General features: G+C 51.3%; 23 protein-coding genes, 1 other RNA gene and 3 pseudogenes. 16 read left to right on the top strand and 11 right to left on the bottom strand.

Features of this window, described 5'->3' with window-relative positions:
• Positions 1-4: 4 nt before the first annotated feature.
• From MKleb_RS29985 to MKleb_RS29975, 5 genes and pseudogenes are all read left to right on the top strand, one after another.
• The gene (locus MKleb_RS29985) at positions 5-499 is read left to right on the top strand and encodes a hypothetical protein (protein WP_324109768.1); all 495 of its coding nucleotides are present in this window, start codon (positions 5-7) and stop codon (positions 497-499) included.
• Positions 500-1,343: 844 nt separating this feature from the next.
• A pseudogene (locus MKleb_RS20865) lies at positions 1,344-1,430 on the top strand (type VI secretion system contractile sheath small subunit); the annotation flags it as partial.
• 117 nt (positions 1,431-1,547) lie between these two features.
• Positions 1,548-3,122 (top strand): type VI secretion system protein TssA, encoded by a 1,575-nt coding sequence (tssA, locus tag MKleb_RS20860; protein ID WP_025107319.1) that lies wholly within the window; start codon positions 1,548-1,550, stop codon positions 3,120-3,122.
• Between the two features lie 100 nt (positions 3,123-3,222).
• Positions 3,223-3,702 carry a hypothetical protein gene (locus MKleb_RS20855; RefSeq protein WP_025107320.1) on the top strand — a complete coding sequence of 160 codons (480 nt, stop codon included), beginning with the start codon at positions 3,223-3,225 and terminating at the stop codon, positions 3,700-3,702.
• Positions 3,703-4,274: 572 nt separating this feature from the next.
• Positions 4,275-4,540: pseudogene (locus MKleb_RS29975) on the top strand (IS630 family transposase); the annotation flags it as partial.
• Positions 4,541-4,685: 145 nt separating this feature from the next.
• Here the strand turns inward: MKleb_RS29975 and MKleb_RS20850 are convergent.
• Positions 4,686-4,847 (bottom strand): hypothetical protein, encoded by a 162-nt coding sequence (locus MKleb_RS20850; RefSeq protein ID WP_158510854.1) that lies wholly within the window; start codon positions 4,845-4,847, stop codon positions 4,686-4,688.
• Positions 4,848-4,981: 134 nt separating this feature from the next.
• Between MKleb_RS20850 and MKleb_RS20845 the strand changes: the two genes are divergently transcribed.
• On the top strand, positions 4,982-6,883 hold the full coding sequence (locus MKleb_RS20845; protein WP_064358806.1) for a DUF262 domain-containing protein: 1,902 nt from the start codon (positions 4,982-4,984) through the stop codon (positions 6,881-6,883).
• 143 nt (positions 6,884-7,026) lie between these two features.
• Here MKleb_RS20845 and MKleb_RS20840 read toward each other — a convergent pair whose 3' ends face one another.
• From MKleb_RS20840 to smpB, 4 genes and pseudogenes are all read right to left on the bottom strand, one after another.
• Complete coding sequence (locus MKleb_RS20840) at positions 7,027-8,133, bottom strand: hypothetical protein (protein ID WP_064375315.1); 1,107 nt, start codon at positions 8,131-8,133, stop codon at positions 7,027-7,029.
• Positions 8,134-8,525: 392 nt separating this feature from the next.
• Positions 8,526-9,719: pseudogene (locus tag MKleb_RS20835) on the bottom strand (integrase); the annotation flags it as partial.
• Positions 9,720-9,922: 203 nt separating this feature from the next.
• Positions 9,923-10,286: a transfer-messenger RNA gene (gene ssrA / locus MKleb_RS20830) on the bottom strand.
• 144 nt (positions 10,287-10,430) lie between these two features.
• Positions 10,431-10,913, bottom strand: coding sequence for an SsrA-binding protein SmpB (smpB, locus tag MKleb_RS20825; protein WP_004104655.1), 483 nt, complete (start codon positions 10,911-10,913; stop codon positions 10,431-10,433).
• 149 nt (positions 10,914-11,062) lie between these two features.
• On the opposite strand from smpB, the gene MKleb_RS20820 reads away from it, so the two are divergent.
• Positions 11,063-11,500, top strand: coding sequence for a type II toxin-antitoxin system RatA family toxin (locus MKleb_RS20820; RefSeq protein WP_004123817.1), 438 nt, complete (start codon positions 11,063-11,065; stop codon positions 11,498-11,500).
• Positions 11,490-11,780 carry an RnfH family protein gene (locus MKleb_RS20815; RefSeq protein ID WP_025107350.1) on the top strand — a complete coding sequence of 97 codons (291 nt, stop codon included), beginning with the start codon at positions 11,490-11,492 and terminating at the stop codon, positions 11,778-11,780. The genes MKleb_RS20820 and MKleb_RS20815 overlap by 11 nt, the downstream gene beginning before the upstream one ends.
• A gap of 66 nt (positions 11,781-11,846) precedes the next feature.
• Here MKleb_RS20815 and bamE read toward each other — a convergent pair whose 3' ends face one another.
• From bamE to nadK, 3 genes are all read right to left on the bottom strand, one after another.
• Complete coding sequence (gene bamE / locus MKleb_RS20810; RefSeq protein WP_004123807.1) at positions 11,847-12,188, bottom strand: outer membrane protein assembly factor BamE; 342 nt, start codon at positions 12,186-12,188, stop codon at positions 11,847-11,849.
• Positions 12,189-12,335: 147 nt separating this feature from the next.
• A complete protein-coding gene (gene recN / locus MKleb_RS20805; protein WP_025107351.1) occupies positions 12,336-13,997 on the bottom strand; it encodes a DNA repair protein RecN in 1,662 nt (553 codons plus the stop codon).
• An 86-nt stretch (positions 13,998-14,083) separates the two neighbouring features.
• Positions 14,084-14,962, bottom strand: a complete 879-nt coding sequence (gene nadK, locus MKleb_RS20800; protein WP_004123797.1) for an NAD(+) kinase — start codon at positions 14,960-14,962, stop codon at positions 14,084-14,086.
• Between the two features lie 125 nt (positions 14,963-15,087).
• Between nadK and grpE the strand changes: the two genes are divergently transcribed.
• The gene (gene grpE, locus MKleb_RS20795; protein WP_217076171.1) at positions 15,088-15,678 is read left to right on the top strand and encodes a nucleotide exchange factor GrpE; all 591 of its coding nucleotides are present in this window, start codon (positions 15,088-15,090) and stop codon (positions 15,676-15,678) included.
• 64 nt (positions 15,679-15,742) lie between these two features.
• On the opposite strand, the gene MKleb_RS20790 is transcribed toward grpE, so the two are convergent.
• Positions 15,743-17,032, bottom strand: coding sequence for an HlyC/CorC family transporter (locus MKleb_RS20790; protein WP_217076169.1), 1,290 nt, complete (start codon positions 17,030-17,032; stop codon positions 15,743-15,745).
• Positions 17,033-17,050: 18 nt separating this feature from the next.
• On the bottom strand, positions 17,051-17,842 hold the full coding sequence (locus MKleb_RS20785) for a cytochrome C assembly family protein (protein ID WP_004853326.1): 792 nt from the start codon (positions 17,840-17,842) through the stop codon (positions 17,051-17,053).
• 164 nt (positions 17,843-18,006) lie between these two features.
• Between MKleb_RS20785 and ffh the strand changes: the two genes are divergently transcribed.
• The 7 genes from ffh (at position 18,007) to MKleb_RS20750 (ending at position 23,609) form a co-directional block, all read left to right on the top strand.
• On the top strand, positions 18,007-19,374 hold the full coding sequence (gene ffh / locus MKleb_RS20780) for a signal recognition particle protein (protein ID WP_004123779.1): 1,368 nt from the start codon (positions 18,007-18,009) through the stop codon (positions 19,372-19,374).
• A 236-nt stretch (positions 19,375-19,610) separates the two neighbouring features.
• Entirely contained in the window at positions 19,611-19,859 is a 249-nt protein-coding gene (gene rpsP, locus MKleb_RS20775) for a 30S ribosomal protein S16 (RefSeq protein ID WP_004123777.1), read from the top strand.
• Between the two features lie 18 nt (positions 19,860-19,877).
• Complete coding sequence (gene rimM / locus MKleb_RS20770; protein WP_014226441.1) at positions 19,878-20,426, top strand: ribosome maturation factor RimM; 549 nt, start codon at positions 19,878-19,880, stop codon at positions 20,424-20,426.
• 45 nt (positions 20,427-20,471) lie between these two features.
• Positions 20,472-21,239, top strand: a complete 768-nt coding sequence (trmD, locus tag MKleb_RS20765; RefSeq protein ID WP_004104636.1) for a tRNA (guanosine(37)-N1)-methyltransferase TrmD — start codon at positions 20,472-20,474, stop codon at positions 21,237-21,239.
• A gap of 39 nt (positions 21,240-21,278) precedes the next feature.
• Positions 21,279-21,626: a 50S ribosomal protein L19 gene (gene rplS, locus MKleb_RS20760; protein WP_004104634.1), complete on the top strand. Its 348-nt coding sequence runs from the start codon at positions 21,279-21,281 to the stop codon at positions 21,624-21,626.
• A gap of 120 nt (positions 21,627-21,746) precedes the next feature.
• The gene (locus tag MKleb_RS20755; protein ID WP_025107353.1) at positions 21,747-22,184 is read left to right on the top strand and encodes a DUF2946 domain-containing protein; all 438 of its coding nucleotides are present in this window, start codon (positions 21,747-21,749) and stop codon (positions 22,182-22,184) included.
• A 54-nt stretch (positions 22,185-22,238) separates the two neighbouring features.
• Entirely contained in the window at positions 22,239-23,609 is a 1,371-nt protein-coding gene (locus MKleb_RS20750) for a PepSY-associated TM helix domain-containing protein (RefSeq protein ID WP_025107354.1), read from the top strand.
• Between the two features lie 4 nt (positions 23,610-23,613).
• Here MKleb_RS20750 and MKleb_RS20745 read toward each other — a convergent pair whose 3' ends face one another.
• Positions 23,614-24,096 carry an OmpA family protein gene (locus MKleb_RS20745; RefSeq protein WP_014226437.1) on the bottom strand — a complete coding sequence of 161 codons (483 nt, stop codon included), beginning with the start codon at positions 24,094-24,096 and terminating at the stop codon, positions 23,614-23,616.
• Between the last annotated feature and the right edge of the window lies 1 nt (position 24,097).

The raw sequence follows: 24,097 nt of genomic DNA, 5'->3' as shown, positions 1-24,097 counted from the left end.
TAAAATGGCCGACAATAATGTCAAGCTGGCGCCTTCAGCGTTGGTTTCCGGGTTTAACGACGCTTATACTAAAAAACTTAAAATTAAAGAAAATGAAATAGAAAGTATCGTTAACATGCTTAACGAACAACTATCGTCTAAGTACGTCGATATTGAAAAAAGAATCATGGCTAAAATCAAAAACAAGAAATATGAGATTTTGCCTAATGGCGTCTATTTTGTGGTTGATAAAAAAGGAAAGGAGTCGTACAAGTCGAATGAGACTTTGTCTATGAATATCCTTGAGAAGAAGCTTGATGGTACGTCGATACTCAATACGATGAATTCAAAGATGGTTTACGATAAGCAAATCGATCCGCTAATGGCCAAAGTACTATCATCCGGATTAAAAGGCGGAACTGTTACGCTATATGGACAGGCCGGCTCGCTGTATAGCAGCACGCCAGCTGACCTGAACCCGGATACCTTAATCTCCATTACCTTCGAACTCATTCCCTGAGCGATCGATAGCGGCTCCCCGCCGACTTGCGTATCCACAAAGCCATCGCCCGCATACCTGGGGTTGCCAGTCAGATGTCCGGGACGGACATCATGGCTGCAACTATCGCCTGGCGGGCAGAATATTGCCCATCGCGCTTTCAACCGATCGCTTCCGGCAGCAGTCAATCCAGCTGTATTAGGTTTGACTCAAAGGCGGTGACGCCTGAGGCCTCTCCGGCGTAATGCGCCGCTTCGTCATACGGGGCGAGGTGTGAAAAGCAGCATATTACCATTCTCAACGAGTATGAAGACGGAACTGCGATCCTGTCCCTGTTGCTTTCCCAATGAATCCCGACTTGATATCTGCCAGATATTATTTGTGAATTTTATATTAATCTTGCCAGCCATTAATTATAACCATATTTATGCCCAGAACTGGGCGGCTTACAGACTGTAAACCATAAAAAATAATTTATTTCACACTCCGCTATTCGCGATGTTTTCAGTGTCAGGAGTGATCTTTATTTCCGCTGCACATTGATTTGCATCAATCAACTCTGTCTATTCAGATATGAATTTAATTCATATTCCTCTGCCAGGTATACACTCAGCCTTTATTGTAAGCAAAAGGTTGTTATTACATACCGGCTTTGTTTGTCTGATGCGTTTCATTTTTACATTTGCCTTAAGATGTCTGAGGAAAGTCTTATAATGGACTTTGGGGCCGGCAGGTTGATATTTTTTGGCGCTTTGCTCTACTATATCCTGGTCATCACACGCCGTTATCTTTAACACATTATTCCTCACGGGAAGGGACCGCTATGGCTGATACGTTCCAGAATGAGGTGCCCAGGGCACGCATTTTCAGAAAAGAGTTCGGAAAAATCCTGAAAGACCCGGCGCTGACGCAGGAATTACGCGACGAAATCAGCGCGCTGGCCCCGAAATAAACGGCGTGCGTTATTTAATGGATTAACCGGGAATATGCTGGACGCGCAGGTGGCTGATTCCGTGGCCCGAACGGCGCTGGCAGCCGGCCCCGCGCTGACCGGAGAGGAGATGTACTGATGGCCAATGTTTATACTCTGATTTCAGTCTGTCAGGCCGCTGCTGATGCGCTGGCGGTACAAACGCAACAACGTCTGCTGTTGTGGAACAACTGGCTGCAGCCGCTGTCAGCCGATAAACCCGCGGGGGACGATCCCGGCTACGATGATGATTTCCAGCTGATGCGCGAAGAGGTGAACAAGATCACCGGTGCGGATAGCGATCTGATTTGTAGGTTGGCCGAAAAACTGCTCACCACCGTGACCAAAGATATTCGCGTTGCCTCATATTACGCGTGGGCGCGGCTGCACCGGGATGGCGAAAGCGGTCTGGCGGACGGACTGGAACTGCTGGCCGGGCTGATGCAGGGTTTTGGCGAGCAGCTGCACCCGCTGCGGGAGCGCAGCCGAAGGGCCGCATTTGACTGGCTCGCCGGACAGCGGATGCTTGACAGCCTGTCGCTGTACCCCGAGGCCGGCAGTACTGATGCCTTGCGTATCAGCGGCGCATTATTGCTGATGGAGCAGGCGCAGGAGGGGACTGTTCCCGATGCGCTGTGCGGCGTCCTCGAGACCCGTCTGTTGAAGTCGGGCGGGCCGGATGCCGTCGTGCCGCAGAATGTCAGCGATGTTTCGCCCTCTCAGGCAAACAACTATACGCCGGCGCTGAGCCCTATCACCTCCGGTCAGGAACTGCTGACCCAGGCGCGTATCCTGGCGAAATATCTGGGAGACCAGCCGGAGGGCTGGCTGGCCGCTCATCATCTGATGAAAAGCATCCGCCACGACACGTTATATCAGCTGCCGCCGCTATCAGCAGAAGGCAGAACCCGTATTGAACCGCCGAAGCCGGACCAGCGGGCATTGCTGAAGCGGTTGTATCTCCAGCAGAGCTGGACGGAACTGCTGGAACAAGCTGATGGGATGTTTTCTCGTGGGGCGAATCATCTGTGGCTGGACCTGCAGTGGTATATCCACCAGGCTCTGCTGAAGGCGGGGCGGGAAGCGGAAGCCGCTATTATTCAGAACGACCTGAAAGGGCTGCTGACCCGGCTGACGGGGCTGGAAGGACTGGCATTTAACGACGGCACGCCGTTTGCCGATGAGGTCACGCTGAACTGGATACAACAGCAGGTGCTGGAGAACGCCGCAGGCTGGCGGGATGATACTGCCGCCAGCGCCGCTACCGCATCCGGCGATGACGATATTCTGCTGCTGGAGCCGGAGGCCCTCGCGGTTGCCGACAGCGACGGCCCGGAGGCGGCGCTGGCCTGGCTGCAGAACCGCCCGGGTATCACCAGCGTGCGCAGCCGCTGGCTGCTGCGCCTGCTGATGGCGCGTATTGCCGAGCAGACCGGCAAAAATGAGCTGGCGCAACACCTGCTGGCGGAACTGGGCGCGGATGCTGCCGGAATTCCGCTGGCACAATGGGAGACAGGTCTGCTGTTCGAAGTCAAAGCCCGCCACCTCAGGCTGCTACGCATGAAGGCCGGGCGCAGTGAAACCGACAAAAACCGCCTGCAGTCTGCTATGGATCGCCTGCTTGCCGAGCTGATTGCCATCGATCCCGCCCGCGCCGCAGTGCTGTGCGCATAATCTGTTTACGAAAAATAAGGTGGCGGGAGCGGCGATGAAAAAAGAGAATGCCGCTCAGCGCATATCTCACAACGTATTAAAAGTTAACGGGGGCGATAACGTGTCGGCCAGAGAACGTTTTTTTAAGAAAGTGCAGCAGAACTCCGATAGCACACCGCCCGGCAATAAATCTGCTGAGGCGGAAATTCAGGCATTCCGCCGCCGGATGGATGCGCTGGTGCAGCAAATCAGCCAATGGTTTGCGGGTTCCGGCATTGAGGTCATTCTATCAACAAAGCATATTCATGATCTGAGCACGATCGGCTATAGCCTGAACAGCGGTATATGCCGTTATGACATCACCACACTCCGGCTACAGAACGGCGATCGTCACGTCAGCATAGTACCTGAACAGCTCTGTCGAGGTGTGGAAACGGGCTGCATGACAATGCGGGTTAATGCCCCTGGTATCACTCAGCTGTTTTACCTGAGCATGGCGCCGGAAACGGGCTGGTTTATCCGCCGCGAACATCAGAGCGAAAAAGAGAATGTCATCATGACGGAAGAGCTCTTTTTCCATGCCGTTGATTGCCTTGCCTGAATAGTCGCAGCGGTTTCTCATATTGTGCACGCAACCGTTGCCTGACCCATTACAGATATTCAGGCTGTCTGCTCTGAAGGCTTCATGGTTGTGCTTTCAGCCGCAATGAGCTTCTTAATGAGTTTTGCCATTTTAGGACCCTCGTTTTTTGGCTCTTTTCTCCTGGAGCCCAAAAAGGCACTGCAAGGCTGCGGTTCTCAGTCATTCCCGCCAGACCGATATAGACACAAAAAAGCCCGCAGGGCTTGCGCCGTGCGGGCTCTTAGGACTTCATCGGATGACTCTGGTAATCACCGATGGAGAATTTTGGGGGCTGGCGGAGTCTGAATTGGTGATTTAATTTATTGTTTTACAAATGATAAATCCCAATTCAATTTTTTGTTTGGGCCTATCATTGGGCCTAAAACTAGTGGTAACTAAATTTCAATCAACAATGATGGGCTAACCTTTCCAAGGTTAACATACCTGAATAGCTGCGCGGAATAGTACATCACTTAAGGGGAACTCAGCCAAGCTTGTGCGATCTGAGCAACCGCCAAATAACCCAAATCACCAACCGGACTGACTGAGCGATGCCGATCATAGCACCTATTACCCGCAGCGAACGACGCCTGATGCATAAAACCAGTGACAAAAACCATGACTGCAGACTGACTGCCATACTGATGCTGCGCTGAGGCAGAAGTGTCAGCCACGTCGCCCGCTCGTCAGTTGGTCGCCGGATTAACTGGTTTACCCTTTATGGCTTTTATGGCATTGACGGCTGGAATCATTTTCTCCCGGATGCGGACGCAGCTGGCCTTTTGAGCATATATGCTCGCTGTTGTGTGAACTAGTCTGGTACTTCGTTGAAGGGCTGAAAGCACCACGCTGGCTGGGAACGACTAACGGCGTGAGGTTTATCGATGATGTAGCGATGTTTAACGCCTGATGGTGCTGCGCTTATTAGTCCTACTGGCGGTATTGTAGGCTGGATAAGGTGTTTACGCCGCCATCCGGCTAATTTGTGCAAAAACTAATACCCAACCAACGGCTGGGTTCATTAAAATGGTCACTGTTTTTGTATCCGTTTTAGCTTTCTGCCTCTTATGCAAAGAAATGCATCCTGTTTTAACCGAAGATCCAGGATTGCGATGTTCTTTCATTTAAAACCGCTCATAAAAGCGATAAATTCTAAGACTGGTGTGAAAAAGCGGATGAGATCACTGTTTCATAGTACCTGCCTGGCGGATGTGTATTTACCACATTATGGATTGAAAATAAGGGTTAGTGAGTCGTTATGGAAGCCAACACGCGTAAGCTAGAAAGAATTTTTGATCAAACCATCACCTATCAAGTGCCACTATTCCAGCGTCCTTATGTGTGGACGTGTGAGAAAAATTGGGAGCCCTTGTGGGAGGACATCCAGACACTTCTTGATAAACAACTTAATGGTGGTAGAGCTCACCCCCATTTTTTAGGGGCTGTAGTATTGGAGCAGGTCGCGAACCCGACGGGATCCATCGAAAGTCGTCAGGTGATCGATGGTCAACAACGATTCACTACGCTCCAGTTGTTCCTGATGGCGGCGCGTGACCATGCGGTAGCGTATGAACAGACTAAATATGTCGAACGCTTTTCAGATCTCGTGACCAACCGACGTAGCAAGATCGATCACGATGACGAAGTGTTCAAAGTATGGCCTACCAATAGCAATCGAGAAGCTTTCAAAGTAGTTCATGAGGCTGGGTCACCTGATGCTGTTGATAAGCAAATTACACTACGGCCTGATCTTCGTGATGGTGTTAATAACATTATTGACGGTTACAAATTCTTTTATGCGCAGATAGGGCAGTGGATAAACGGTTCGTTTGATGATAAGGAAGATATCCAGGCATTAAGTGAAAAGTCTCTTGATGATCGTTTTGATTCTCTCTGGCAGGTTGTTAAGGACTGTCTTCAGATTGTTGTGATCGATTTGGACCAGAATGATGAGACTCAAGTCATCTTTGAGACGCTGAATGCAAGAGGGGAGGACCTTCTTCCTGCAGACCTGATCAAGAATTACTTGTTCAGGCTCGCGGAAGCCAGGGGGGATAATGTTGAACAGCTTTATGCAAATAACTGGAAATCATTCGAGACTGATTGGTGGAGAGAGGAAGTCAGACAGGGACGAATCACCCGCCCCCGAGTGGATGTTTTCATCAACAACTATTTAGCGATGATGACGCGTGAGGAGGTCAAGTCTTCACATATTTTTAATGCATTTAAGGCATTTGTCAGGCAGTCTGAATCGAGTTCGGATCCGGTTTCTGGCCCTAAAACAGCGGCAGAGCACATTGCTCAACTTTCACGTTACGCTGAGGTTTTCAAAAGATTTTATCAGTCAGATAGTCATCCCCGCTTAGCGACATTTATGCGCCGCTTAGATGCTGTAGATACAACCACAGTTATTCCGTTTTTGTTGTATGCATACGCTGAATTAGTCCCCGGCAATGTTACGGAGTTTGATGCAATTCTTGAGTTGCTTGAAGCGTATTTGGTACGTCGCATGATCTGTGGAATGACTAGTAAAAACTACAATCGCTACTTTGTTGAGCTTATTAAAGCATTGGACAAGAAAGGGATCATAACGGCAGAAAATGTAGCTGGCCAGATGAATAAAAGTGCTGGAGATAGTACTCGATTCCCTGACGATAGTGTACTGGCTGCGGCCATTACAGATTTGCCCCTTTATGGCCGGCTGGCTCAATATAAAGTGCGAACCATACTTGAAGCACTTGACGCTTATGCGTTTAACAAAAAAAGTGAAGCAGAACCATTACCAGGTGGGTTGACGATTGAGCATGTAATGCCGCAAAAGTGGGCAGATAATTGGCCGCTTAGCCCCGATGATAAAACTGATCCACTGATTGAGCAGAAGGCTATTCAAAGGAGAGATAAGCTATTAAATACTATAGGTAATTTAACGCTTATTACTCATAGTCTGAATCCCGCATTGTCGAATTCTGCGTGGACCTTGAAACGCCCTGAACTGCTAAAGTTTAGCAAGCTCAATTTGACGCAATACTTTCATGGCGATCATGCTGTGCAGTGGGGGGAGAAAGAAATTGAAACCCGTACTTTTTATCTGACTGAGCATCTCAAAAAGATATGGCCAATGCCAGCAGTTTCTGAAGATGAGAAAGGCACAATGGATTAATCCGTTATGCAACGATAGAGATCTACCGGAACCCAAGAAAGCAAAACCCAGCCATAGGCTGGGTTCTTTAAATAGTGGTACCTGACCCAGAATGAAACCAAGGACATGGGGATTTTCATAATTCGCGATTAGATTGGTCACGATTAATACAATTCATGATTAATTTGTCGTGCTTTCTCGCGCCCTTCAACAAGTTGCTCAGGTGTCCAGATAAAAACTGATAGTGTATTTTCCCATTCCCCTATGCCCTCGAGGTCGAAGTTAACTGAGATCTCAATTTTCTGATTTATCAATTCAAATGACGGTATTTCCACATTATTAACTCGATTGACGACCAAAAATGGTGTAGTTGGGGTTTGCTGGCTTTTATTCAATCGAGGGATTGAAGATAAGCGAATCATTTCCATCATAGCCATACTTTTGAACCATGGAGAACCCCTATAACGCCAGTAAAGGTCAGACATATCACTTCCGAGGCTAAGATTCGTGAACGAAGTCCCTTGTGCCATACCGAGAACATTTTCAAAGATCTGAATAAAAGCATCAAATCCGGAAATTCGTTTTAACGTGTTGCGGCACATGGTTGATATTTCAGCACAGGCATTCTGTCGTATAATTTGTTTTTGAAGTGCTAATTGAATTTCGTAGGAATTATTGACTCGTTCAATCATGGGAGGTTCGTTGAGCAATCCACCAAAACCAAGCTCGTTGCACAGCACATAACGTCTTTCCGGAGACCATTTGCTAAAGTTCTGCTGCAAAGCCCAAAGATCTCGTACGGAGCCGCTTACAAAATGAGAAAGTCGAATCCGTAACCCTTCAGGAGCAGAACGAATTATGTAGCCCAACGCAATTATGTCAGGACCAATGGCGACAATGTTGTTTTCGTCACAATCCTCTAAAGCACCTATTCGGCGAGAACTTTCGTGTTCATATTTGATTTGATGTAATTTATCTACAGTAAAACGCTTTTCATCCCGGTCAATCAGGACACTACACGACACACAGAGCCATATTCCATTGTTGATATGAGAGCGCTCTTCAGAGGACATATTTGGATCGTAACGACGAGCTCCAGGTCCGGGTGCAGCAGCACAAATATGAGCAGCGACACCAGTCATAGTGACGGCATTTTTCCCTTCATCGCTAGGTCCAACCGTTGAGCATTTACATAACGAACAGAGATAACTGGCACGTAGTGCCAAATCATTCCTCGTCCGCTTATTAAAATCATCTCGATTTCGTGCCATTAAGTATCATCACCTGATTTGCATTCCTGCCAGTATCCTTTGATTAAAAACCTCCGTCGTAAGCGCCTATGGCTATGACAGGGGATCTAACGCATCACTTTGTTCCTGTCGATTGTATAGCCTGCACCCTCGAGTTCGTGGATCATACTGATGATCTGTTCGTCAGAAAAACGCTTCTTCATGGGGATGTCCCCACGTTGCTAATGAAGACATTACTAACATCGTGGTGTGTTAATCAACGGGGAGCAGGTCAGATCCTCTCATACGCCATGATATTAGCAGCCTTTAACCGTATGAAAGTTTGTACATTTGTTCGAATTTATCTCGAAGCTAAAATTCTCGCCATAAATACATAACAGGGCTTTGTGAAACGTGAGTCTGAGGCTGAATCTGCTTTCTGCTGTTTTAATAAAATCAGCCCACCACTGCATCATTGGGCGACGTTGTTCAATATAATCACTACAGTTATAGGCGCGACGTACCTCGTTTTTATCTACATGTGCAAGTGCGGCTTCAATAACATCTGGGGGAAATCCTTGTTCATTGAGGGCGGTGCTGGCTATAGAACGCAATCCATGTGAGACGAGCACACCACTAAATCCGGCACGTTTGAGGGCAGCATTTACCGTTTGACTGTTCATAGGCTTACTTGGCTTTATACGACTGGGGAAGATAAACTCCCGGTTTCCGCTAAGTGACTTCATCATTTCCAGAATAGAGAGAGCCTCATCAGATAGTGGAACCGTATGGTCCCGGTTCATCTTCATTCGAGCAGCAGGAATTTTCCATTCACTAGCATCAAAATCGATCTCATCCCATCGAGCCTCAGCAGCTTCGGCAGGGCGGGTGATGGTGAGAAGCTGCCACATGAACAAGCACCACGTTGACATACTGATACTTGCTGTACGCATTGTTTGCATTAACTGTGGAAGCTGATCCGGACGGATACTCGGCATGTTTTTCTTTTGCGGTTTCTCGAACGCTTTTCCGATATTTACACTGGGAACTGCATCAATCAGGCCTGTGTTCTGCGCATAAATCATGACTTCGTTAATACGCTGACAAAGGCGGCGAACAGTCTCTAATGCACCTCTGGCCTGAACCGGCTGAACAGCTTTAACCAGAGTATGAGCCTTAATCTCAGTGACGCTGATATCACCGATTGCTGGGAAAACATCTCTCTCAAGCGAGCGCCAGATATCGTCGGCATAGTCCTCTGTTACGCTGGCTTTCTTCACATTCCACCAACGCTCGGCAACTAACAAGAAGGTGTTGGTTTTGGCCTCTTGAGAATTCCTCTCCTGTTCTTTCTGGTGTTCCTGAGGATCAATATCTTTTGCCAACAAAACTCGAGATTCAGCTCTGAGTTTACGCGCATGAGAAAGGGAGACAGCAGGGTAGGCACCGAAGCTCTGTTTGGTTCGCTGTTTGGTTAGAGGCCGATAGTAACGGAACTGCCAGAGCTTACTACCGCTGGACCTTATTAACAGGGTCAGCCCATCACCATCATAAAGCTGGTAATCGGCATCTTTAGGTTTGGCGGCTTTGATTTCCGTATCGGTTAACGGCTTGGTTTTTCTTGCCATGGGGAGTCTCCAGGCGTTTAGGCCCAACGAAAACAATAGAGCTTTTCGTTGGGCCTATCAATGGGCCTAAAAGGTTCGGATTTAATTAGTTCTCTTCGGACTTCGCAGGACAAATTACAGGCACAAAAAAGCCCGCAGGGCTTGTGCCGTGCGGGCTCTTAGGACTTCATCGGATGACTCTGGTAATCACCGATGGAGAATTTTGGTGGAGCTGGCGGGAGTTGAACCCGCGTCCGAAATTCCTACATCCTCGGTACTACATGCTTAGTCTGTCTTTACATTCGCCTGGCACCTGCGGACGGACACGCCACTACCAGACTAGCCTGATTAGTTTTAACGCTTCAACCCCAGGCAGGGCTTCCACGCGATCTCTTTTGGGTTTGACCTCTCTTTGATCCCCGTCTTAAGAGCGGAAGCTAGGGAGAGAGGGCTCAGAGCAGGTTATTAAGCTGCTAAAGCGTAGTTTTCGTCGTTTGCGACTATTTTTTTGCGGCTTTTTACGAGGCCAACCGCCCCTCGGCATGCACCTTGGGTTTCGCAAATCCCGTCGAATCCAGAATCAGCCCCAATGTGTACGGTGAGTATAACAGATTTATGAATGTGCTTACCAGTCCTCGTTTTGAGGATTATGGCGTCAGGTTGGGTGAAAAATCAGCATCAACAACGATATAGCATCAGGGCCAGCAAAACTGACCCTGACAGGAAGGGGAATTAACGACCGGCGTGTTTCATAATTCGGGCTTTATCTACCGCCCACTCGCGGTCTTTGATATCGGTACGCTTGTCGTGCTGTTTCTTACCTTTCGCTACGCCGATTTTGACTTTGCACCAGGCATTCTTCCAGTACAGCGAAAGAGCAACCACGGTGTAACCTTCGCGGTTGATGCGCCCGTACAGGGTATCCAGTTCGCGCTGGTTGAGCAGAAGCTTACGGGTACGCGTCGGGTCGCAAACGTAATGAGTGGAAGCAACGGCCATTGGCGTAAAGTTGGCGCCAAACAGATAGGCTTCGCCATCTTTTAAAATGACATAGCTATCGCCAATGTTGGCTTTACCTGCGCGGAGAGATTTTACTTCCCATCCCTGCAGGGCAAGACCAGCCTCGTATTCATCTTCGATAAAGTATTCATGACGAGCGCGTTTATTCAGCGCAATGGTGGCTGATCCAGGTTTGTGGGCTTTTTTCTTAGTCATAGTATCCTGAAGTCATCGTCTTAAAACAGTCGTACCTCAATCTTCCCGCGAGGCGTAATGCGCTATCTTAGCACGAGTTGCGGTACAGCGTTTTTTTTAGCAGCAGATAAATGATATTATTTACACCGTGTTTATATGTGGAACCTGCTATGCCTCAGATTAGCCGTACCGCCCTGGTGCCGTTCAGTGCGGAACAGATGTACCAACTGGTAAATGATGTGAAGTCCTACCCTGATTTTCTGCCGGGCTGCACCGGTAGCCGGGTTCTGGAGCTCGGTCCGACGCAAATGACCGCGGCGGTTGACGTCTCCAAAGCGGGTATCAGCAAGACCTTCACAACGCGAAATACGCTGACCAGTAACCAAAGTATTCTGATGAGTCTGGTCGATGGTCCGTTCAAAAAGCTGATTGGCGGCTGGAAGTTTATTCCCTTAAGCCCGGAAGCGTGCAAAATTGAGTTCCATCTCGATTTTGAATTCACTAATAAGCTGATTGAAATGGCCTTTGGTCGCATTTTCAAAGAGCTGGCCATGAATATGGTGCAGGCGTTCACGACCCGCGCTAAAGAGGTCTACAGTGTCGGCTAAAATCGTGGTTGAAGTGGCCTACGCATTGCCGGAAAAGCAGTATCTGCAAAGCGTTAAGCTGGAGGAGGGCGCGACGGTCGAGCAGGCGATCGTGGCCAGCGGCCTTCTGGCGCTGCGTGATGATATCGATCTGACGAAGAACAAAGTGGGGATTTATAGCCGCCCGGCTAAGCTTCACGATCGGGTCCACGATGGCGATCGGGTAGAAATCTATCGGCCGCTGATTGCTGACCCAAAAGAGCTGCGTCGCCAGCGGGCAGAGAAAAGCGCCGGAAAGTAACCGTTTCGCACGAAGATGCAGATATAAAAAAAGCGCTCATTGAGCGCTTTTTGCGTATTGATAGCTTTACTCCGCCGTCAGGGCAGGTTTGTTATCAATGTTGGTCAGCACACCGCTGCTGTTGAAGGTCAGGGTAAGCGTCTGCTGGGTAACCTTCTCATGCCCAGGCTGCTGACGGAAAACGTAGAACCAGGTATTGGTGCCAAACGGATCCGACATCATCGGGGTACCAAGAGCATAGGCAACCTGTTGTTGCGTCATGCCGACGCGGATTTTTGCTACATCGGTTGGTGCCAGATAGTTACCCTGGTTGATGTCAGGACGGTAAACCACTCGTTCCAGAGTGGAACAGCCTGCGGTCAACATAAGAAGAACCGCTGCGGCAGCAGTCAGCATTTTACAGCGCATAGTGATTTGATTCCTTTTTGGGCCCGAGCAGTACGTGGCTCATCTGTAATATGCCGATGATAATAGACCTTTGCCCGGTTGGGAACCTTCGGCTGCAGGTCTGTCGGCAATTTGCTGTTCACTATGACTCTGTGAAAATCAAAAAGTTTACGCGGCGAGCAACTCTTTCGCGTTTGCCAGGGTGTTACGAGTGACTTCACTACCGCCCAGCAGTCGGGCCAGTTCCTGCAAACGAGCGCGTTTATCCAGAGGGTGCATATGCGTCTCGGTCATTTCACCGTCGGTTTCCTTGCAGACGAAGAAATGGTGATGTCCGCAACCGGCAACCTGCGGTAAGTGGGTAACGCACATCACCTGGGTTGATTCACCCAATTGACGCAGCAGCTTACCGACGACCGCCGCCGTAGGGCCGCTGATGCCGACGTCCACTTCATCGAAAATCAGCGCCGGAGTTTCCATCTTACGCGCGGTGATGACCTGAATCGCCAGCGCAATACGAGACAGCTCGCCGCCGGAGGCAACTTTAGCAATCGGCTGCAGCGGTTGACCCGGGTTAGTGGTGACGCGGAATTCGATATGGTCTGCGCCTTCAGCCGTAAGATGGCGCTCATCAAACGCGACATCAATGGAGAACACCCCATGCGGCATCGAAAGTGAGTGCATACTCTCCGTAATGAGCTGAGTCAGCTCATCGGCGCTATTTTGGCGTAAGGCATGCAGCTGTTTCGCTGTATCCAGCGCCAGCTGATGATGCTCCACAACCCTCTGGCTGAGTGATTCCAGAGAACCCGCGCTATCATCCAGCATACGCTGTTCTTCCAGCAGTGACTGGTAAAGGTCAGGAAGCTCTTCGGGCGTAATTTGATGCTTCCGCGCGAGGGCAATTTGCCGGGAGATACGCTGTTCCAGCTCAAACAGGCGGTTCGGATCGAGATCGAGTCGGTCATGATAATGGCGCAGTTCGTCCGTGGCTTCGCTAAGCTGAATAGACGCTTCTTCGAGCATATCGAGTACCCCGGAGAGCTTACTGTCCATACCAACCAGCTCGCTGACCAGCTGCTTCGCGGCGTAGAGTTGGCTTTGCAGGTTGGATTCTTCGCCGTCTGCCAGCACCGTCAGCGCATGCTGGCAGGTAGTCAGCAGCTGACCGCTGTTAGCAAGGCGTTTGTACTCTTCATCAATTTGCTCAAATTCGCCCGCCAGCGGGTTGAACTCATTTAGCTCTTTTAATTGATATTGCAGCAGGTCTGCACGCGCTGCGCGCTCCTGGCTTTGCTGCTGATGCTGCGCCAGATCGCGACAGCTTTTATGCCACTGACGATAGCGCTCTGCCATGAGCTGAGTAAGCGCATACTCACCGGTATAGCCATCAAGCAGCGTTTTCTGGTGTTCGGGTTTAGTCAGTAACTGGTGGGCATGTTGGCCGTGGATCTGGATTAGCAGCTGACCGAGCTCACGAAGCTGGGATAAAGGGACTGCCGTACCGTTAATAAACCCGCGAGAACGGCCGTCTGCGCTGATGACGCGACGAAGTAAACACTCACGCCCGCTTTCAAGCTGGTTCTGTTCCAGCCAGCGCTGCGCGGCAGGCGTGTCCTTCAGGGAGAAACGGGCGCACAAATCAGCCCGGCTGGCGCCTCTGCGCACCATGTCGGCTTCCGCCCGACCACCGAGGCACAGCCCCAGCGCGTCGATAGCGATCGATTTACCGGCGCCGGTCTCGCCGGTAATGGCGGTCATCCCGCTGTGAAAATCGATTTCCAGCTCACGAACGATAGCAAAATTACTGATAGTGAGTTGTGCCAACATAGCTGCCTTCCTGTATGAAAAACCATTACTGTGTTTTCGTACAGTATAATATGGTTTTTTATCCAGTAAAGGGGCTGGCTATAAAATCAGAACAATTTTTTCGACCAGCCAAGCTTGGTGCTTAATGTATTGAAATAGCTGTAATCTTTTGGATGAATGAGATTGAGGTGATAGTCACAGCGGCGGATCAGCACATCTTCACCATCCTGAATCGGCAGCGCTATCTGGCTATCGCAGCTAATCTCGAGGTCGCTACAGCGTTGAGAAAAGCGCAGGCGAATCGTGCTGTCACCGTTGATCACCAGCGGGCGTGCCGACAGCGTATGCGGGAACATGGGGACCAGAGTGATAGCATCCAGCGAAGGCGTGAGGATCGGCCCGCCGGCGGAGAGGGAATAAGCCGTGGAGCCGGTTGGCGTGGAGATAATCAGGCCATCGGAGCGCTGAGAGAAAGCAAACACCTCATCAATGTAGACTTCAAACTCGATCATATGCGCCACTTTGCCAGGGTGCAGGACGACTTCGTTAATCGCCGTGCTGATGCGCTTCTGGCAATCCTGCTGACATACCTGCGCTTCCAGCAGGAAGCGTTTTTCGGCGATATAGTGGCCTTCGAGGACATCGGCGAGCTGCTGTAGCGCGTTATCCGGGTCGAGGTCGGTCAGAAAACCGAGGTTACCGCGGTTAATCCCAATAACGTTAATGTCGTAGCGGGCCAGCGTCCGCGCTGCGCCGAGCATATTGCCATCACCGCCCACCACGACGGCCAGGTCTGCCTGCTGGCCGATTTCCGCCAGCGTCCCGGTCTTCACATTGCTGAGCTGCAGTTCATGAGCAATTTGCTGCTCAACCAGCACTTCATAACCTTTGCCGGACAGCCAGCGCCAGAGCATTTCATGTGTGGTCAGCGCGGTTGGGTGACGAGGGTGTCCCACAATGCCTATACACTTGAAGTGGTTCTTCATGATCTGGATGTCCTTGCGTTAAATGAATAGTGACAATCTGGCTGCGTTCCCTTGAAACCAGGAAACTGATCCCCATAATAAGCGAAGTTAGCGAGATGAATGCGAAAAAAAACGCGGAGAAATTCATGAGTAGTAAAGAACAGAAAACGCCTGAGGGGCAAGCCCCGGAAGAAATTATCACGGAGCAGCACGACGACGTTGAGGCGGTAGAGCCTGAGGTTTCGGCTGAGCAGGTGGATCCGCGCGATGAAAAAATTGCGAATCTGGAAGCTCAGCTTGCTGAAGCGCAGAAGCGCGAACGTGAAGTATTGCTGCGTGCGAAAGCCGATGAAGATAACCTGCGCCGCCGCACCGAGCTGGATATCGAAAAAGCGCATAAGTTTGCGCTGGAGAAGTTCGTTAACGAGTTGCTGCCGGTCATCGACAGCCTGGATCGCGCGCTGGAAGTCGCTGATAAAGCTAACCCGGATATGGCGCCGATGGTTGAAGGTATCGAACTGACGCTGAAGTCCATGCTCGACGTGGTGCGCAAGTTCGGCGTAGAAGTGATTGGCGATACTAACGTGCCGCTGGATCCGAACGTACATCAGGCCATTGCGATGGTTGAGTCTGAAGACGTTGCGGCAGGTAACGTTCTGGGCGTGATGCAAAAGGGTTATACCCTGAACGGCCGTACTATTCGCGCGGCGACGGTCACCGTGGCGAAAGCGAAGTAAATAAGCGAAACGGCTACCGCGAGGTAGCCGTTTTTCTATTCCCCTCAGCCAGGTCCCAGGGTTGTTATGACTCGGCCACGCTTTCGCGAATGGGTTTTACCGGCATCACTTTCACCCTTTTAATCATATTCTCCTGAACATCAAGAATATCGATATCATACTGTTCGATGCGTACGCGGGTGCCCGGGGCGGGGATCTCTTCAAGTGCTTCCAGGATAATACCGTTAATGGTTCGCGCTTCATCTTCCGGCAGATGCCAGTTAAAAGCCTTGTTGATTTCACGTACGTTGGCGGTACCGTCGATAATCACTGAACCGTCGTTAAGCGGCGTCACCTCTTCAGCAAGCGTAGGCGACATTGACGTCGTAAAATCGCCAACGATCTCTTCGAGGATATCCTCAACCGTGACCAGACCCTGAATGTCTCCATATTCATCAACAACCAGGCCCACTTTCTTCTTATTGCGCTGGAATTTCACCAGTTGCGTACTGAGCGGCGTACCTTCCGGCACGAAGTAAATTTCATCGGCGGCGCGCAGCATGACTTCTTTCGTGAACTCTTTTTTCTCCGTCATCAGGCGATAAGCTTCGCGAACCCGCAGCATGCTGATGGCATTGTCCAGCGAGTCGCGGTACAGCACAATGCGTCCGTGCGGAGAGTGGGTCAGCTGGCGGACAATGGATTTCCAGTCATCGTTAATATTGATACCGACAATATCGTTGCGCGGGACCATGATGTCGTCAACGCTGACTTTCTCGAGGTCAAGAACGGAGAGCAGCATGTCCTGATTGCGGCGGGAGATTTGCGAGCGTGATTCATTAACGATAGTACGCAGTTCATCCTTGCTTAAGGCCCCGCTCACGACGATATCGGTTTTTATACCCATCATGCGCATCAGAATGCGGGTAATGGTGTTGAGCAACCACACCAGCGGCATCATCAGGATTTGCAGCGGCGCGAGCAGCAGGCTGCTGGGATAGGCGACCTTTTCCGGATAGAGCGCGGCAATGGTTTTTGGCAGCACTTCGGCAAACACCAGCACCACAAACGTCAGGACGCCGGTGGCAATGGCGACGCCAGCATCCCCATACAGGCGCATACCGACAATGGTGCCCAGCGCCGAGGCAAGAATGTTGACGAGGTTATTGCCAATGAGGACCAGACTAATGAGACGGTCAGGTTTGCGCAGCAGCTTTTCGACACGTTTTGCCTGACGATTGCCCTGCTTGGCCATATGACGCAGGCGATAGCGGTTCAGCGTCATCATGCCGGTTTCAGAACCGGAGAAATAGGCGGAGATGACCACCATGACGATCAGCGTCACGATCAGCGTGGTGGTGGAGATATGTTCCACTTGGGATTCCTTAAAGACTTAGCTCATGAACTGTTGCAATACGCGGCTACCAAAGTAGGCCAGCGTCAGCAGCCCCGCGCCAGTCACGTTAAACCAGACGACCCGGCGTCCGCGCCACCCTTCATGATAGTGGCCCCAAAGCAGGACGATATAAACGAACCACGCAACGATAGACAGCACTGCTTTATCAATGTTTTCCGCACTAAATAGGTTGTGCATGTAAAACAGCCCGGTACACAGCGTCAGGGTTAACAGAACCACGCCTATCTGGGTGATATGAAACATTTTACGTTCAATGCTCATCAGCGGCGGCATTTCGCTACTGAAGGTCAACTTTTTATTCTTCAGCTGATAGTCAATCCACGCCAGCTGCAGCGCGTAAAGCGCAGCGATAATCAGCGTAGCATAAGAGAAGAGCGACAGGCCGATATGGACCAGCATCCCCGGCGTGGTTTCCAGATGCGTGATGTACTCGTTCGGCATAAAGGTAGCGAACGCGAGGTTGATTAAGGCGAAGGTGTAGACAATGGGTAGCAATAGCCAGCCGCGATTACGCGAGGCGACGATGGTCATCACCGTACAGATCATCAGGCTGACCAGCGATCCCACGTTTAATAGACTGAGATTTTGCCCGCTTTCGCCGCCGGGAAAAATGCGTGACTCCAGCGCGAAGGCGTGACAAATCAACGCAATAGTTGCGGAAAGAATCGCCATCCGCCGCCAGCTGCTGTTTTTTTGCAGCAGGCCAGGGACGATCAGCGCGAGGCTGATGGAGTAGGCGACAAGGGCGAGTAGAGCAAAAACAGGCATAGGGGTGTCGACTGTTGACTAAATAGTAAAGAGAAGCAGTATAGCGTCACGCGACTCTGGCTCCAACCGTTGCAGCACATTCGCGTTTATGTCGTGTTATACTGCGCCCATTCCGTTTTTGTGTCGCTGCGGCGACCGACCGTTTCCACCTCAGGCGAGAGACAATGTTTGATAATTTAACCGATCGTTTGTCGCGTACGCTGCGCAACATTAGCGGCCGCGGACGCCTTACTGAAGACAATATTAAAGATACCCTGCGCGAAGTGCGTATGGCGCTGCTGGAGGCGGACGTTGCTCTGCCTGTGGTACGTGATTTCATCAACCGCGTAAAAGAAAGCGCGGTAGGTCATGAAGTCAACAAAAGCCTGACCCCGGGCCAGGAGTTCGTCAAAATCGTGCGCAACGAACTGGTTGCCGCGATGGGCGAAGAGAACCAGGCGCTGGATTTAGCGGCGCAGCCGCCAGCCGTGGTGCTGATGGCCGGTTTGCAGGGGGCGGGTAAAACCACCAGCGTCGCTAAGCTGGGTAAATTCCTGCGTGAAAAGCACAAGAAGAAAGTCCTTGTCGTTTCCGCTGACGTCTATCGCCCTGCGGCGATCAAACAGCTGGAAACGCTGGCCGAGCAGGTTAGCGTTGATTTCTTCCCGTCTGACGTGGGTCAGAAGCCGGTTGATATCGTTAATGCCGCGCTGAAAGAAGCGAAGCTCAAATTCTACGATGTGCTGCTGGTGGATACCGCCGGTCGTCTGCACGTTGATGAAGCGATGATGGATGAGATTAAGCAGGTCCATGCGTCTCTCAATCCAGTAGAAACCCTGTTTGTTGTCGATGCGATGACCGGCCAGGATGCGGCGAACACGGCGAAGGCCTTTAACGAAGCCCTGCCGCTGACCGGGGTCGTGCTGACCAAAGTGGACGGCGACGCCCGCGGCGGTGCGGCGCTGTCGATTCGTCATATCACCGGCAAACCGATTAAGTTCCTCGGCGTTGGCGAGAAAACCGAAGCGCTGGAGCCGTTCCATCCGGATCGTATCGCTTCCCGTATTCTCGGCATGGGCGACGTCCTGTCGTTGATCGAAGATATCGAAAGTAAGGTCGACCGCGCGCAGGCTGAAAAGCTGGCCTCTAAGCTGAAAAAAGGCGACGGTTTTGACCTGACCGATTTCCTTGAACAGCTGCGGCAGATGAAAAACATGGGCGGTATGGCCAGCCTGATGGGCAAGCTGCCGGGCATGGGGCAGATACCGGACAACGTTAAATCGCAGATGGATGATAAAGTTCTGGTGCGTATGGAAGCCATCATCAACTCGATGACGCTGAAAGAGCGCGCTAAACCGGAAATTATTAAAGGTTCGCGCAAACGCCGCATCGCCGCAGGCTGCGGAATGCAGGTGCAGGATGTGAACCGTCTGCTCAAGCAGTTTGACGATATGCAGCGCATGATGAAGAAGATGAAGTCGAAAGGCGGCATGATGAAGATGATGCGCGGAATGAAAGGAATGATGCCGCCAGGGTTCCCCGGAGGCCGATAGGCTGGTCGCCATTTCTGCCGGGGCGCGCTTCTTTTCTGACACATGGTTGGCGCATTCTGGCTATGACTTATACTCCGGTACCCAATTTAAGGGTACCGGAGTCGCCCTTCCACAGCAGAGTTTATAACTGCTGATTGCAATTTCCCCAGAAATCAGTAAAATTTTCGGGCTTTTAATATGACACCGGGCTCCGTTCCTCGATGGGGCCCGGTGTTTTATTCACACAAGAGGATGTTATGGTTACTATTCGTTTAGCACGTCACGGCGCGAAAAAGCGTCCGTTCTACCAGGTTGTTGTTACCGACAGCCGTAATGCACGCAACGGTCGCTTCATTGAGCGCGTTGGTTTCTTCAACCCGATCGCTTCTGCGACCGAAGAAGGAACTCGTCTGGATCTGGATCGTATCGCTCACTGGGTTGGCCTGGGCGCTACTGTTTCCGATCGCGTAGCTGCGCTGATCAAAGCCGCTAACAAAGCAGCTTAATCTGTCACGGTGGTCATGATGAGCAAGCAACACACCGCACAAGCACCTGTTGAACCGATTGTATTGGGCAAGATGGGTTCTTCCTACGGTATCCGTGGTTGGCTCAGAGTGTTTTCCTCCACCGAAGACGCCGAAAGCATTTTTGACTATCAGCCCTGGTTTATCCAGAAGGCGGGTCAGTGGCAGGTTGTTGAGCTGGAAAGCTGGCGCCACCACAATCAGGATATCGTCATTAAGCTGAAAGGCATTGACGATCGCGATGCAGCGAATCTGTTGACTAATTGCGAAATTGTCGTGGATTCATCGCAGCTGCCTGCGCTTGAAGAGGGTGACTACTACTGGAAAGACCTGATGGGCTGCCAGGTAGTGACCACGGAAGGCTATAGCCTCGGCAAAGTCATCGACATGATGGAAACCGGGTCTAATGACGTTCTCGTCATCAAGGCAAACCTGAAAGATGCATTTGGTATCAAGGAGCGGCTGGTTCCGTTCCTCGATGGGCAGGTTATCAAGAAAGTCGATCTCGCTACTCGTACCATCGAAGTAGACTGGGATCCTGGTTTTTAAATTCTCCGAATAAACGGTAAAAAACGGCACTATGGGGATTGGCTTGTGTTTATAGGTATCGTTAGCCTGTTTCCTGAAATGTTCCGCGCAATTACCGATTACGGGGTAACTGGCCGGGCAGTAAAAAATGGCCTGCTGAGCATCCAGAGCTGGAGTCCTCGCGATTTCGCTCATGACCGGCACCGTACCGTGGACGATCGTCCTTACGGCGGCGGACCGGGGATGTTAATGATGGTGCAACCTTTACGGGATGCCATTCATGCAGCAAAAGCCGCGGCAGGTGAAGGCGCAAAGGTGATTTATCTTTCACCTCAGGGACGCAAGCTTGATCAAGCGGGCGTCAGCGAACTGGCAACAAATCAGAAGCTGATTTTGGTGTGCGGTCGCTATGAAGGCGTAGATGAGCGCGTAATTCAGACCGAGATTGATGAAGAATGGTCAATTGGCGATTACGTTCTCAGCGGTGGTGAGCTACCGGCAATGACGCTGATTGACTCTGTTTCCCGGTTTATTCCGGGGGTGCTGGGCCATGAAGCTTCAGCAATCGAAGATTCGTTTGCTGAAGGATTGCTGGATTGCCCGCACTATACGCGTCCTGAAGTGTTAGAAGGTATGGAAGTACCGCCGGTATTGCTGTCGGGAAACCATGCTGAGATACGTCGCTGGCGTCTGAAGCAGTCGCTGGGCCGTACCTGGCTTAGAAGACCTGAACTTTTGGAAAACCTGGCTCTGACTGAAGAGCAAGCAAGGTTGCTGGCAGAGTTCAAAAAGGAACTCGCGCAACAGCAACATAAACATGATGGGATGGCGTAAGCCCCCAATATCAGTTTACCCAGGATAAGAGATTAAATTATGAGCAACATTATTAAGCAACTTGAACAAGAACAGATGAAGCAGGACGTACCTTCCTTCCGTCCGGGTGATACCGTGGAAGTGAAAGTATGGGTTGTTGAAGGTTCCAAAAAACGTCTGCAGGCATTCGAGGGCGTGGTTATCGCTATTCGTAACCGCGGTCTGCACTCTGCATTCACTGTTCGCAAAATTTCCAACGGCGAAGGCGTTGAGCGTGTCTTCCAGACTCACTCTCCGGTAGTTGACAGCATTTCTGTCAAACGTCGTGGTGCTGTGCGTAAAGCTAAACTGTACTACCTGCGTGAGCGTACCGGTAAGTCTGCTCGTATCAAAGAGCGTCTTAACTAAGATTCGCTTTCGCGACATCCTGAATGAGAGGGCTGGCCTGATGGGCCGGCCCTTTTTTTATCTTTATTTTAACCATTCCATTGCGAATCATTTACAATACGCCTCTCATGGGGAGGGACGGTGGTCAGCAATATTTTTCATCACTCAGCATTACAACGGCGGGCCGTATGGCTGGCGCTGTTTGCGATCCTGCTGATCGTGGTGGCACCGTTGATCTCCATCGCCCTGCAAAAAGATCCGATGAATGGCATGCACCACGCAATGATGGGGATGCCGGAAGGTATGCCATCACATCAGATGTCCATGACGCATACCGATGCCTCGATGCCGGAACACGCGCACAGCGTGCCGCTCGATCATGCTGAAGCCTGTGGCTACTGCGTACTGTTAGCTCATGTTCCGGGCCTGATTTTCGCGCTGGTGCTGCTGCTCAGCCTGATGCTTCGACGCCAGCGAGCCCCGGTTTCCCGCCCGGAGAGGAAACGCTGGCATGACTTTACCTGGCTTTATCCCCACACCCGCGCGCCACCGCGTCCGTCTGCTTTCTCCCTTACATAAAAAATAATGTGCGCACTGCGCAACGTTCTCTTTTGCTTTAAAAAAAGGAAAAGTATGACTACCTGTACCTCGCGCGCGGCATGGCTGAACCTGCTGCGTCGTCTTCATTTCTATATCGGATTGTTTATCGGGCCGTTTATTTTTGTGGCGGCCCTGACCGGTACGCTATATGTCGCCACCCCTCAGCTGGAAAACTGGCTCTATCGTGATGCTCTGTACGGTACGTTGACTGGGGAAAAACAGCCGCTAAGCGCGCAAATTACCGTAGCGACGGAGGCCATTCAGGGAAACCTCCGCCTGCATGCGGTTCGGCCGGGGATAATGGCTGGCGATACGACCCGAGTGATGTTTATTGACCCGACCCTTGGCGAGTCGGAAACGCGGGCAATTTTTGTCGATCCGGTGACGCTACGGGTGACAGGCGATATGCCGGTTTACGGCACCAGCGGTATTTTGCCCCTGCGTCAGTGGATTGATTATGCCCATCGCTCTTTGCTGCTGGGTAACTTCGGCCGACTGTACAGCGAGCTGGCAGCCTCCTGGATGTGGGTTGCCGCTCTGGGCGGGATCGCGCTGTGGTCGATGACCCGGCCGCGTCGTCGCATAAATAACAGCGTGCAGAATAACCGCCGCCTGCACGTTTCTCTCGGCTGGGTGCTGCTGGTCGGTATGTTGTTATTCTCTGCGACCGGTTTAACCTGGTCGCAATGGGCCGGTAGTCACGTCGATAGGATGCGTGCCGCCTTTGGCTGGCTGACGCCGCAGGTGAATACCCAGCTGGAAAGTGCCGCTCCGGCCGCTCATGATCCGCATGCCGAACATCATGTGGGACATGGAGCAATGGGGGAGATGACGGCGCAGTTGCGCGTAGAGGATTTTGACCCGGTTCTGCTGGCTGCCCGCGCGGCGGGGCTGGATGCCGGCAAGCTGGAGATTCGACCGCCGTCGGGTGCCGGGCGCGCGTGGACGGTAAATGAAATCGACAGAAGCTGGCCAACCCGGGTTGATGCTGTCGCGATCGATGGTGCAACGATGCAAATCGTGGACCGCACTCATTTTTCCGACTTTCCGCTCATGGCTAAGCTGACCCGCTGGGGCGTTGATTTCCATATGGGAATTTTGTTCGGTCTTGCTAACCAGCTACTGCTTATCGCGTTCGGAACCGCACTCTGCGTGATGATAGCGGTGGGGTACCGGCTGTGGTGGATCCGTCGCCCGGCGCGCGCGGCGTTTAACCCGGCCAATACGTTGATACAGGCGTGGTTTGGCTTAGCGTGGCCCGCTCGTCTGCTGACTGCTGTTATTGCGGTGTTGTTGGGCCTGGCGCTGCCGCTCATAGGAAGCAGCCTCGCGCTATGTCTCGCCGTTGATTATCTGCGCTGGCGCTCAGCAACGGCGGTGATAGCGGCTAAACCAGTCGAATAGGTGTTTAAGGCGTGCTGATAACCACCGTGACGCGGCGGTTTTCAGCGCGCCCTTTCGCGGTATCGTTGCTGGCTATAGGATACTTTTTCCCGAGTCCGCGAGTGGTCAAGTTTGCGCGCGGAATATTCGCCCCTTCGGCCCAGGCATCCGCCACGCTGTTAGCCCGCTTAAGCGATAGCATTTCGTTGTAGCTGTCTTCGCCGTAATTATCAGTATGACCTTCAAGGCGACTATGGGTAATACCGGTACTCGCCAGACGTGAAGCCATTGTGCGAATTTGCTGTTTGCTTTCGGCACGCAGATGATAGTCGTTTTTATCAAACAGGATGGTATCAGATATTCCTAATAACCAGTCGCCGTTGGTTTCAGTAAAGCCATATGACTTCATTGCTGCAATTTGTTCTGCCGAGAATTTTCCTTGCGGAGCCTGGCAGCCGCTAAGAAAAAGTGCGGCCAGTAAAGCAGGAGCAAAATATTTTCCGATCATG

Source organism: Klebsiella sp. PL-2018 (genome assembly GCF_019048985.1).
In the GTDB taxonomy this organism is placed as follows: Bacteria; Pseudomonadota; Gammaproteobacteria; order Enterobacterales; family Enterobacteriaceae; genus Klebsiella; species Klebsiella michiganensis.
The sequence above is the reverse complement of the archived record's forward strand: the minus strand, read 5'-3'. Positions and strand labels throughout refer to the sequence as shown.

Excerpts from the sequence above, each read along its gene's own strand:
- MKleb_RS29985 (WP_324109768.1), top strand. The coding sequence starts at position 5 with ATGGCCGACAATAATGTCAAGCTGGCGCCTTCAGCGTTGGTTTCCGGG.
- MKleb_RS20785 (WP_004853326.1), bottom strand. The coding sequence starts at position 17,842 with ATGCCTGTTTTTGCTCTACTCGCCCTTGTCGCCTACTCCATCAGCCTC.
- MKleb_RS20820 (WP_004123817.1), top strand. The coding sequence starts at position 11,063 with ATGCCTCAGATTAGCCGTACCGCCCTGGTGCCGTTCAGTGCGGAACAG.
- smpB (WP_004104655.1), bottom strand. The coding sequence starts at position 10,913 with ATGACTAAGAAAAAAGCCCACAAACCTGGATCAGCCACCATTGCGCTG.
- MKleb_RS20850 (WP_158510854.1), bottom strand. The coding sequence starts at position 4,847 with ATGAAAGAACATCGCAATCCTGGATCTTCGGTTAAAACAGGATGCATT.
- rplS (WP_004104634.1), top strand. The coding sequence starts at position 21,279 with ATGAGCAACATTATTAAGCAACTTGAACAAGAACAGATGAAGCAGGAC.
- tssA (WP_025107319.1), top strand. The coding sequence starts at position 1,548 with ATGGCCAATGTTTATACTCTGATTTCAGTCTGTCAGGCCGCTGCTGAT.
- MKleb_RS20745 (WP_014226437.1), bottom strand. The coding sequence starts at position 24,096 with ATGATCGGAAAATATTTTGCTCCTGCTTTACTGGCCGCACTTTTTCTT.
- ffh (WP_004123779.1), top strand. The coding sequence starts at position 18,007 with ATGTTTGATAATTTAACCGATCGTTTGTCGCGTACGCTGCGCAACATT.
- bamE (WP_004123807.1), bottom strand. The coding sequence starts at position 12,188 with ATGCGCTGTAAAATGCTGACTGCTGCCGCAGCGGTTCTTCTTATGTTG.
- rpsP (WP_004123777.1), top strand. The coding sequence starts at position 19,611 with ATGGTTACTATTCGTTTAGCACGTCACGGCGCGAAAAAGCGTCCGTTC.
- MKleb_RS20845 (WP_064358806.1), top strand. The coding sequence starts at position 4,982 with ATGGAAGCCAACACGCGTAAGCTAGAAAGAATTTTTGATCAAACCATC.
- MKleb_RS20750 (WP_025107354.1), top strand. The coding sequence starts at position 22,239 with ATGACTACCTGTACCTCGCGCGCGGCATGGCTGAACCTGCTGCGTCGT.
- grpE (WP_217076171.1), top strand. The coding sequence starts at position 15,088 with ATGAGTAGTAAAGAACAGAAAACGCCTGAGGGGCAAGCCCCGGAAGAA.
- nadK (WP_004123797.1), bottom strand. The coding sequence starts at position 14,962 with ATGAAGAACCACTTCAAGTGTATAGGCATTGTGGGACACCCTCGTCAC.
- recN (WP_025107351.1), bottom strand. The coding sequence starts at position 13,997 with ATGTTGGCACAACTCACTATCAGTAATTTTGCTATCGTTCGTGAGCTG.
- MKleb_RS20840 (WP_064375315.1), bottom strand. The coding sequence starts at position 8,133 with ATGGCACGAAATCGAGATGATTTTAATAAGCGGACGAGGAATGATTTG.
- rimM (WP_014226441.1), top strand. The coding sequence starts at position 19,878 with ATGAGCAAGCAACACACCGCACAAGCACCTGTTGAACCGATTGTATTG.